11 protein-coding genes are annotated in these 9,160 nt (G+C 41.9%); 4 read left to right on the top strand and 7 right to left on the bottom strand.

Translation table 11 applies throughout. The features are described 5' to 3' along the window. Positions 1-47: 47 nt before the first annotated feature. A complete protein-coding gene (locus tag JWQ85_RS15845; RefSeq protein WP_299469693.1) occupies positions 48-896 on the top strand; it encodes a transglutaminase family protein in 849 nt (282 codons plus the stop codon). A 2-nt stretch (positions 897-898) separates the two neighbouring features. Here JWQ85_RS15845 and JWQ85_RS15840 read toward each other — a convergent pair whose 3' ends face one another. Continuing rightward, entirely contained in the window at positions 899-1,390 is a 492-nt protein-coding gene (locus JWQ85_RS15840) for a hypothetical protein (RefSeq protein ID WP_299469691.1), read from the bottom strand. 114 nt (positions 1,391-1,504) lie between these two features. On the opposite strand from JWQ85_RS15840, the gene gltX reads away from it, so the two are divergent. Continuing rightward, positions 1,505-3,025: a glutamate--tRNA ligase gene (gene gltX / locus JWQ85_RS15835; RefSeq protein ID WP_299469689.1), complete on the top strand. Its 1,521-nt coding sequence runs from the start codon at positions 1,505-1,507 to the stop codon at positions 3,023-3,025. Positions 3,026-3,128: 103 nt separating this feature from the next. On the opposite strand, the gene JWQ85_RS15830 is transcribed toward gltX, so the two are convergent. Continuing rightward, complete coding sequence (locus tag JWQ85_RS15830; RefSeq protein ID WP_299469688.1) at positions 3,129-3,743, bottom strand: SprT-like domain-containing protein; 615 nt, start codon at positions 3,741-3,743, stop codon at positions 3,129-3,131. Between the two features lie 130 nt (positions 3,744-3,873). Here JWQ85_RS15830 and JWQ85_RS15825 point away from each other — a divergent pair, with 130 nt between their 5' ends. Continuing rightward, positions 3,874-4,692, top strand: a complete 819-nt coding sequence (locus tag JWQ85_RS15825; protein ID WP_299469686.1) for a hypothetical protein — start codon at positions 3,874-3,876, stop codon at positions 4,690-4,692. 13 nt (positions 4,693-4,705) lie between these two features. Here JWQ85_RS15825 and feoB read toward each other — a convergent pair whose 3' ends face one another. From feoB to gcvH, 5 genes are all read right to left on the bottom strand, one after another. Beyond that, positions 4,706-6,820 (bottom strand): ferrous iron transport protein B, encoded by a 2,115-nt coding sequence (feoB, locus tag JWQ85_RS15820; RefSeq protein WP_299469684.1) that lies wholly within the window; start codon positions 6,818-6,820, stop codon positions 4,706-4,708. Positions 6,821-6,828: 8 nt separating this feature from the next. Next, complete coding sequence (locus JWQ85_RS15815) at positions 6,829-7,044, bottom strand: ferrous iron transport protein A (protein WP_067057508.1); 216 nt, start codon at positions 7,042-7,044, stop codon at positions 6,829-6,831. A gap of 68 nt (positions 7,045-7,112) precedes the next feature. Further along, positions 7,113-7,481 carry a VOC family protein gene (locus JWQ85_RS15810; RefSeq protein ID WP_367186225.1) on the bottom strand — a complete coding sequence of 123 codons (369 nt, stop codon included), beginning with the start codon at positions 7,479-7,481 and terminating at the stop codon, positions 7,113-7,115. 120 nt (positions 7,482-7,601) lie between these two features. Next, positions 7,602-7,997, bottom strand: a complete 396-nt coding sequence (locus JWQ85_RS15805; RefSeq protein ID WP_299469676.1) for a VanZ family protein — start codon at positions 7,995-7,997, stop codon at positions 7,602-7,604. Positions 7,998-8,000: 3 nt separating this feature from the next. Further along, a complete protein-coding gene (gcvH, locus tag JWQ85_RS15800; protein WP_256540626.1) occupies positions 8,001-8,381 on the bottom strand; it encodes a glycine cleavage system protein GcvH in 381 nt (126 codons plus the stop codon). A 144-nt stretch (positions 8,382-8,525) separates the two neighbouring features. On the opposite strand from gcvH, the gene JWQ85_RS15795 reads away from it, so the two are divergent. Then, positions 8,526-9,107, top strand: a complete 582-nt coding sequence (locus JWQ85_RS15795) for a DUF4142 domain-containing protein (RefSeq protein ID WP_299469672.1) — start codon at positions 8,526-8,528, stop codon at positions 9,105-9,107. The last annotated feature ends 53 nt before the right edge of the window (positions 9,108-9,160 follow it).

Here is a 9,160-nt window from a genome sequence, read left to right as displayed (position 1 = left end):
GGGGGAGTGGATGGAAAAGGCGTTTTCAAAATTACCGGATGTAAAAGATGAAATTTAAAGTTTCGGCAGAGTTAGGATACGAGGTAAAGGCACCGAGCACTTTAATATTAAATGTACATGCGTTACGCACCGCGCACCAAACCATACTGGACGAAAAACTAAGCATCGAGCCCTACATAAAGGCCGAAGAACTCCCTTCAATAAATGGCGAGAATCGTTTTGTACGGCTGGATATCACCGATACCGGCATCGTCAACATAAAATACGAAGCCACTGTTGATAATTACTACGAGATAAAGGACTACCGCGATTTTCAGGAAGTACTGGTAAGCCAGTTTGACCCTGCTGTGTTAACCTATCTAAATCCAAGCCGCTACTGCCAGTCGGACAAGCTTTACCGTTTAGCCAACAACACCTTTGGTAATATCGACAATACCTACCGGCAGGTGGTTGCCGTTACCGATTGGATCCACAAAAATGTGGAATACCTGAGCGGCTTCAGTACATCAGAAACATCGGCCTACGATACCGTTACCCAGCAAGCCGGCGTATGCCGTGATTTTGCCCATTTGGGGATAGCCCTTTGCCGTGCGCTTACCATACCTGCCCGTTACTTTACCGGATATGCTTATAAGCTTGTCCCCGCCGATTTTCATGCCTGTTTTGAAGCATACCTGGGCGGCGAATGGATCTTGTTTGATGCCACCAAATTGGCCCCGTTAAACGGCCTGGTTAAAATAGCCACCGGCCGCGATGCTGCCGATGCCGCCATTGCCAGCATTTTTGGCGATGTATTTTGCAGTAATGTTAAAGCCAGTTGTGAAATGTTAGAGGATGAGTCTTTTGAGCCGATCTACTATACAAAATCAGTTTTTGACGGGATAACGTATCTGTAAGGTTATTTAAGTTCGGATAAATTCACTATCAACCGTTTATCATTAAAGTAACCGGAAATTTTAACGCTATCTATAAACTTTAGAGAGTCTACCTTAGAAAGACCAAATTTTGGCAGAGTTGAGTTTTCGTCAGTAAACCTAATTCTCTTTATTAAAAGATAACTGCCTCCTTCGTCGCCAATAGATATCTTTTCTGCATACAAAGAAATATTTTCTTCTTCTGGTATTTCAAGTATCCGGTAAAATACATCCACATGGCTTTTATCCTCATAAACGGGGCCTGAGTAGATCTTATCTATCTTGAAATAAACCTTCTTTTCAAAATCATTATCACCATCCTTTTTTAAAGTATTATTAGATGTTGTTTTGATAACAGCTTGTTTTGTAGCCGTATCTTTTTCAGATGTATCTGCCAATGCCGGCGCTTTATTAGACGAAGTACAGGAATTTAAAAGGGCACATATACCTATCGAAATGAAAATATTGCTACGCATGATAACGGTTTAGGATATAAAGATAATATATTCCAATAACCTCCATATCTGCAAACTGCCACATTTCACATCAAACTTTTGGCTTCGGGTTATTACGTTTATCTTTGCCCCGCAATGTCAGATAAAAAAGTAAGAGTCCGTTTTGCGCCAAGTCCAACAGGTGGTTTACACCTGGGTGGGGTGCGTACTGTTTTGTTTAATTACCTATTTGCTAAAAAACACAAAGGCGATTTTGTGCTGCGTATCGAAGATACCGACCAAAACCGCTACGTAGATGGCGCCGAACAATACATATTAGATTGTTTAAAATGGTGCGGCATTACGCCGGACGAAAGCCCGGTTGTTGGTGGCCAATATGCCCCATATCGCCAAAGCGAACGCAAACCTATTTACCGCCAATACGCAGAAAAACTGGTAGCAGAAGGCCACGCTTATTATGCCTTTGATACCGCCGAAGACCTTGATAAAAAACGCAAAGAAGTTCCAAATTTTCAATATGGCCTGGCAACACGTAACGGCCTGCGCAATTCTTTAAGCCTGCCATTACAGGAAACAGAAAAACTACTGCATGATGGTACACCCCATGTTATCCGCATAAAAATGCCGGAAGGTGAAACCGTAAACTTTAATGATATGATACGCGGCCACGTTAGTTTTGAAACTAACCAGGTTGATGATAAGGTATTGCTGAAAGCCGACGGTATGCCAACCTATCACTTAGCCGTAGTGGTTGATGATTATTTGATGAAGATAACGCATGCTTTCCGTGGTGAAGAGTGGTTGCCATCTGCACCTGTACATATCCTGCTTTGGGAATATTTAGGCTGGAAGGCTGACATGCCAGAGTGGGCGCACCTACCATTGATATTAAAACCAGATGGGCACGGTAAACTAAGCAAACGCGATGGTGCACGCCTTGGTTTCCCGGTTTATGCCATGAACTGGTGGGATGCTAAAACCAATGAGTTAACCCCGGGTTTCCGCGAATTAGGCTTTTTGCCCGAAGCATTTTTGAACCTGCTGGCTATGCTGGGCTGGAACGATGGTACCGACCAGGAGATCTTCTCGCTGGATGAGATGATAGAGAAATTCTCCATTGAAAGGATCAGCAAAGCGGGCGCGAAGTTCGATTTTGAAAAAGCTAAATGGTACAACGCCGAGTGGATAAAAAGAACTGATGCCGAAACGCTGAAGCTGAAGGTATGGGATATTTTAAAGGCCAACAATGTTATTGTAAAGGACGAAGCTTATTTGCTTAAAGTTATAGATACCATTAAAGACCGCTGCGTTTTACTGACTGATTTTTATCAGCAAGCCGCATACTTTTTCCAGCAGCCAGCTGAGTATGATCTGAACGCAGTAAAACCAAAATGGACGGATGCCAAAACCGATTTCTTTACCGCGTTCATCGGCATATTAAGCAGCCCCGAAACGTTTGACGCTGCCGAACTGGAAGCCAAATTTAAAGCCCTTGCCGAAGAAAAAGGCTTAAAGGCGGGTGACGTAATGCTGCCTTTCCGTATTATGCTGGTAGGTGGTAAGTTTGGCCCGCATGTGTTTGATATAGCTAAGCTATTGGGTGAAAGCGAAACCATAATAAGAATAGAGAAAGCGCTGGAAGCGTTTACTGCATAAAAAAATGTCATTGCTGTGAGCGTATCAACGCGGCAATGACATGGTAGAAACAAAAAAGGCGCAATATTAATATTGCGCCTTTTTTGTTTGTCTATCCGCAGGATTAACCCTCCTCTATTACCTCTACCTCAGCCACCGGGCTAAACAGGTAAACTCTTCGGGTGCTTACTTCTACACACTTATAACGTTTACGCAATTTCTCTTCCTTGCGGAACACACGGCCATCCTTTAGCTTAAATAAGGCTTTTAGCGGCAGTTTTTCTACCGTATGCACCGATTCCTTTGGCGCATCATATTTACGCAGCGAGCGGTACAGGGTGAGGTCTGAGCAGCTTGATGCCGCGGGGTTATTCAAATAGCTGGTGATGGCATGCTTAACATCCAACGGGAAAACCTCTTTTTCAAAAAAAGGCTGCATCATCTTTTTAAAATTGTTCTTCCACTCGGTACCGTGTGGTTTGGCTTTTTGCTTATGCTCGTTCCAGGTATGCAGGTGCGCAAACTCGTGCACGGTGGTCACCAAAAAAGCGTAAGGGTTAAGATCGAAGTTTACAGATATGCGATGCCCTTTACCGGAGTGTGGCGCACGATAGTCGCCAAACTTGCTACCGCGGTTGCGCGAAATTTTAAATTCACATTTAAAGTAATCTATCCAGCGGCCAATAAGTGGTGCCGCATCAGGGGGAAGATATTGTTCTAATACTTTTACTTTATCCAATTTTTACCTCTGCGGCAAAGATAAGGGTTTTCATAATCTTATAAATCATCCAATATTTTTATTAATTAAAGCAATACAACTTGTATATTTATATTATTGATAATTAATCGTTTACATAAATATTTTTTTTATGAAACCTGACTCTTCAGTAAAAAAAGACTGGCTTGATTATTTAGATATAATTGTAAAGATTATAAGTGGGGGTGTATTAGTATTGGTTCTCGCTGTATTAAATCATACTAATGAATTAAAGCAACAGGAGATTAACAATTCGCTAAAATATGGCGACCTCACAAAGTCGCTAATGCAAGACCTCCTTGCACAAGACTCTACTCATTTTAGAAGTGATATTGCCCTTATCACATTAAACCGAACAATTGGTGACGATAATAAACAGTTAGTGGCAGATATCGGCGCGAGGATAGTTGAAAACTTTATGACTGATAAAGTACGTAGTGATGGCAATACGATGAGAAGTATTTTGAAAATCATTAATGAACGCGACACTGTTACCTATAATATGGTAATGAAACTGGTTGATGAATATAACTCCAAACCGAGAAGTATGTCTGGTTCAGAAAAACCAAATAAAAAGGATACCGCTATTGTTGTAAACAGTATTACAGATCAATCCTGGGCAAAAATAACGCTTGTTAAAGCACCAGCAATTGTATTTATGCAGGTAAATAAAAACACAACAGATGCAGATGAAAAAACCAACAAGTTACAGAGCATATTAAAAACCAATAAATTTAATGTACCGGCAAAGGAAGTAATAACTACTTACCCATTTAAAAATATGGTGCGGTTTTATTATGAAGAAGACAGACCAGCCGCAGAAAAAGTAATCGCCCTCTCTAAATATTATTTAAAAGATGCTATAACAATGGTGAAATTAGATAACCCCAAAGCCCCTAAAGGCCTTATAGAGTTATGGTGCAATTATTAACGGACTATAATTATTATTTCAAAAGATTGTAAACCAAAAATGCGGCCCCATAAGCCAGGGCGGTCATGTATACAAACTGGGCGGCAGGCCAGCGCCAATCTTTGGTTTCGCGATATACTACGGCAACTGTACTGGCGCATTGCATGGCAAAGGCATAAAACATCATCAGCGAAAAGGCTACTGCCAGCGTAAACACAGGGCCGCCGGTATTCGGGTTTTTAGCGTTACGCATTTTATCCTGCACCGAGTCTATCCTATCGGCATCACCCTCCACGCTATAAATAGTGGCCATAGTGCCCACAAATACCTCGCGTGCGGCAAAAGATGTTATTAAAGCGATGCCTATCTTCCAGTCGAATCCTAATGGTTTAATAACGGGCTCAATCACGTGGCCCAATACGCCTGCGTATGAGTTCTCCAGTTTTTCTGTAGATATCACACGGATAAGGCTATCCGGTGTCATCGTTTTGGTATACTGCGGCTGCTCATATTTTTTCTCGATATTGACGAATCGGTTACCCGGGCCATAAGATGACAGCACCCATAGTATTACAGATACAGCAATGATCACCTTACCGGCTTCCAGTACAAAGGTTTTCGAACGCTCGTACATAGAGAATAACACATTGTTCCAGCGGGGCATACGGTACACCGGCAACTCCATAATAAAGTATCCGCGTTCGCGCGATTTTAGTATAAATTTCATTACATACGCCACCACCACAGCCGATACCAAACTAAGCACATACATGCCTGTTAAGGCTAATCCCTGCAGATTAAATATCCACCATACATTACGGTTGGGTACAACCAATGCTATCAATAAAGTGTAAACCGGTAAACGGGCAGAGCAAGCAACCAACGGTGTAACCATTATGGTGATCATCCTGTCCTTCCAATTTTCGATGGTACGGGTACTCATGATGGATGGCACCGCGCAGGCAAAGCCACCAATAAGCGGCACTACAGATTTTCCGTTAAGGCCAACCTTGCGCATGATCTTGTCCATCATAAACGTAACACGCGACATATAGCCGGTATCTTCCAATACAGATATGAAGGCGAACAGGATAGCGATTTGCGGGATAAACACCATTACACCGCTTAAGCCGGCAACAACGCCATCAATCAGCAAACTCACCAATGGCCCGGCAGGCAAAATAGTGCGCAAGCCGCCTTCTATCCACACAAACAGGTCTTCTATTAGCGACATTGGATATTCTGACCAGGCAAATATCGACTGGAACATGAACAGCAGTATCCCCATGAAAATGATAAAGCCAAATACTTTATGGGTAAGTACTTTATCTATTTTATTACTTATCGATTCGTCGTGCGCCGTTACGGGCGTTTTCACAGTATCGTAAAGCAGGTCGTTTATGTAATTGTAACGGGCAATGGTTTCGCTGGCCTGTGCTTTTTGAGAATGGAAACCGTGTTCTTTTTCCAGCTCCTCAATGCGGTCGCTTTGGGCCGGAGTTAAAAATTTTAACGTTTCGTGCTGATGCGCAAGCTGCAGGGCGAAGTACGAGTTATCGGTATCAATCTCTTTGCTGATACTTTCGATGATTCCCGGGGCTAAGGCGCATACATCAATGCTTTCTTGCTGTAAGGCAAACTTATTGGCGTAAGATATAGCTGTTTTTAGTTCGCCGATACCTTCTATTTTACGTGCCGATACCGGAATAATGGGCACACCAAGTTTTTCGGCCAGTTTATTTATATCAATATCGATACCTGCCTTTTTAGACAGGTCGATCATATTAAGCGCTATGATAACGGGGATCTTCAGATCGGCAACCTGTGTATATAAAAGCAGGTTGCGTTTAAGATTAGTAGCATCAAGGATGACAACGATCAAATCGGGGGTGAGCTCAGTTGCTTTTTCGGCCAATACAGAAAACACGATAGATTCGTCCCTGCTTTTGGGATATAAGCTATAAGTACCCGGAAGATCAATTATTTCGGCGCGGCGGCCATCAGGCAGTTGGGTGTAACCAATTTTTTTATCAACAGTAACCCCCGGAAAGTTTCCTATTTTTTGATTTAAACCGGTTAGTGCATTAAAGAGTGTCGATTTACCGGTATTTGGATTTCCTACAAGCGCTACTCTGATATCAGCTTTCAAGTGAAATACTATTGCAAAATTATGGTTGATGCTTCAAACCTGCGCAAACTTAGCTGGTAACCTGATACATGGATAGCGATAGGGTCGCCAAGCGGGGCAATACGGGAAACCCTTACAGATTCGCCGGGAAGGCAACCCATTTCCATCAGCTTTACAGACATTTCAAGATCAGTAAATTCTTTTACTATTCCTGTTTCTCCTACTCCAAGCTGTTCAAGCGTCATTTGCGTAAAATTAGATTACAAATGTAAGCTTATTTAAAACAAATCCAAATAAGGATAACGTAAGATTTTTATAACATTTGGCAGAACCGAAGGGTGTTGCCATCCTTATCGGTTACATAAAGTTCGCGCGTACTCCAGGTTTGGTTGGTTGGCCCCTGGTGAACCGGTGAATTCTCTTTGCCGCTAATATCGAGCCCCCGGCTAAGATACAATTGGAAAAGGCCATCTACGTTTTCTACCCAGATGTTTGCAACCGAACCAAGCAGACTATGGCTTTCATAAATAGTTAGCTGCAACTCAGCATTTTCAACAATAAGGTCTACCACGCCATCGGCTGCAGTAGCCCCGGGATATTTTAAATTGAAATTTAGGACGCCTGTATAGAAATTGATGGCGGCCTGCATATCGGTACATTTAAATAGCGGGACTATCCTCATGTATTATAGTTTGGGGCAATATTTTTAGTTACCCGGCCAAAATGCGGGCAGTTACAATCTTTCTTAAACAAACCGCATGACGATAGCGCGATTGTTAAGATCAAAGCCACGGATAAGTACTTAATTTTTTTCATGATTGATCGCATTACTGGTTATTAACACCGCAAATATCCCCATACATCCGCCAATACTATCAGCTAAAAGATCGTTCCAATCGCCGCTGCGCCAGGTAAAAATATATCGCTGCAGCATTTCAATTAAAGCGCCATAACTAACAAGCACTACCGTATTTTTCATTGCTATTTCGATGCGGATACTACGGGTTTGCCACTTTCTGATACTCCCGTAACAATACAATACCGATAGCACAAAAAACAACCCGCAATGTACCAGCTTATCAAACCCTGGGAAAAACAGGCTCGAGCTACCAATGTCGCCAAATGGTATGGCACAAATTATTAAAATAAACAGGGCCCACAAAATAGCAGGCCCATAATATTTTAGCGTTAATTTCATCAATTATTGACCGATAACGCCTTTGTAAGCATCAGCAGAAAGTAAGCCTTCCGCATCAGCAGGGTTAGTAAGTTTGATCTTCACCATCCAGCCGTCGCCGTAAGGGTCTGAGTTAACTAACTCGGGCTGACTATCCAGTTTTTTGTTTACTTCCAAAATGGTTCCGTCAACCGGCATAAACAGGTCAGATACCGTTTTTACAGCTTCAACTGTGCCAAAAACAGATTCTTTTGTAACATCCTGCCCAACAGTGTTAATATCAATGTAAACAATGTCACCTAATTCGCCCTGGGCAAACTCGGTTATACCAATGTAAGCTTCATCGCCCTCAACCCTGATCCACTCGTGGTCGCTTGTGTATTTTAATTCTGCAGGAAAATTCATATTGATTAATTTATGTTTTCAAAAATAATAAAACTTTAAGGTATAACAATAATTACGATAATTTAAGCAGGAGGATAAACAAGTGCCAACAAAACCATATGCTGTAAATTTTGTTAACTATAAAAACTAAAAAATACCTATAAAATGAAAAAATTAAGTTTAATGGCAATGATGGCTATCGCAGCCCTATCATTCCAGGCCTGTAACAACGCCGCAAAAGACAGTAAAGAAACCGCCGACAGTGTAAACGCGGTTAAAGACACAACCACCAACGGATCAACCGGTATTGCAGTTGATGCTAATGATTCAAAATTTGCTACAGATGCAGCTAATGCCGGTTTGGCCGAAGTTGCAATGGGCAAATTAGCTGCAGAAAAAGCGACCAACCCGCAGGTAAAAGAATTTGGTGCTATGATGGTTACCGATCATACCAAAGCCAACGAAGAATTAATGGCGATAGCTAAAACTAAAAACATTACTTTACCGGTAGCCCCCGATGAAGAACACCAAAAAAAGGCTGCCGATATTGGTGCAAAAACAGGTAAAGATTTTGATAAAGCTTATGTTGATGCCATGGTTGACGGGCATAAAAAAGTAGCTTCGATGTTAGAAGATGCCTCTAAAAATTGTAAAGATGCCGACTTAATGGCTTTTGCTACTAAAACATTACCTACAGTTAAAGCGCACTTAGCTAAAATTGAAGCGATACAAAGCAGCATGAAATAAGCCCGGCTTATTTTAATACATAAAAAGGGATGGGCATACGCTTATCCCTTTTT

The sequence above is a fragment of the Mucilaginibacter sp. genome (genome assembly GCF_028288105.1).
Lineage (GTDB): Bacteria > Bacteroidota > Bacteroidia > Sphingobacteriales > Sphingobacteriaceae > Mucilaginibacter.
Note: the sequence above shows the minus strand (reverse complement) of the source record. Positions and strands in the feature narration are given on the sequence as shown.

What these genes read in the sequence shown, in the direction of transcription:
- JWQ85_RS15845 (WP_299469693.1), top strand. Translation starts at nt 48, where the DNA reads ATGAAATTTAAAGTTTCGGCAGAGTTAGGATACGAGGTAAAGGCACCG.
- JWQ85_RS15840 (WP_299469691.1), bottom strand. Translation starts at nt 1,390, where the DNA reads ATGCGTAGCAATATTTTCATTTCGATAGGTATATGTGCCCTTTTAAAT.
- gltX (WP_299469689.1), top strand. Translation starts at nt 1,505, where the DNA reads ATGTCAGATAAAAAAGTAAGAGTCCGTTTTGCGCCAAGTCCAACAGGT.
- JWQ85_RS15825 (WP_299469686.1), top strand. Translation starts at nt 3,874, where the DNA reads ATGAAACCTGACTCTTCAGTAAAAAAAGACTGGCTTGATTATTTAGAT.
- JWQ85_RS15815 (WP_067057508.1), bottom strand. Translation starts at nt 7,044, where the DNA reads ATGACGCTTGAACAGCTTGGAGTAGGAGAAACAGGAATAGTAAAAGAA.
- JWQ85_RS15810 (WP_367186225.1), bottom strand. Translation starts at nt 7,481, where the DNA reads ATGAGGATAGTCCCGCTATTTAAATGTACCGATATGCAGGCCGCCATC.
- JWQ85_RS15805 (WP_299469676.1), bottom strand. Translation starts at nt 7,997, where the DNA reads ATGAAATTAACGCTAAAATATTATGGGCCTGCTATTTTGTGGGCCCTG.
- gcvH (WP_256540626.1), bottom strand. Translation starts at nt 8,381, where the DNA reads ATGAATTTTCCTGCAGAATTAAAATACACAAGCGACCACGAGTGGATC.
- JWQ85_RS15795 (WP_299469672.1), top strand. Translation starts at nt 8,526, where the DNA reads ATGAAAAAATTAAGTTTAATGGCAATGATGGCTATCGCAGCCCTATCA.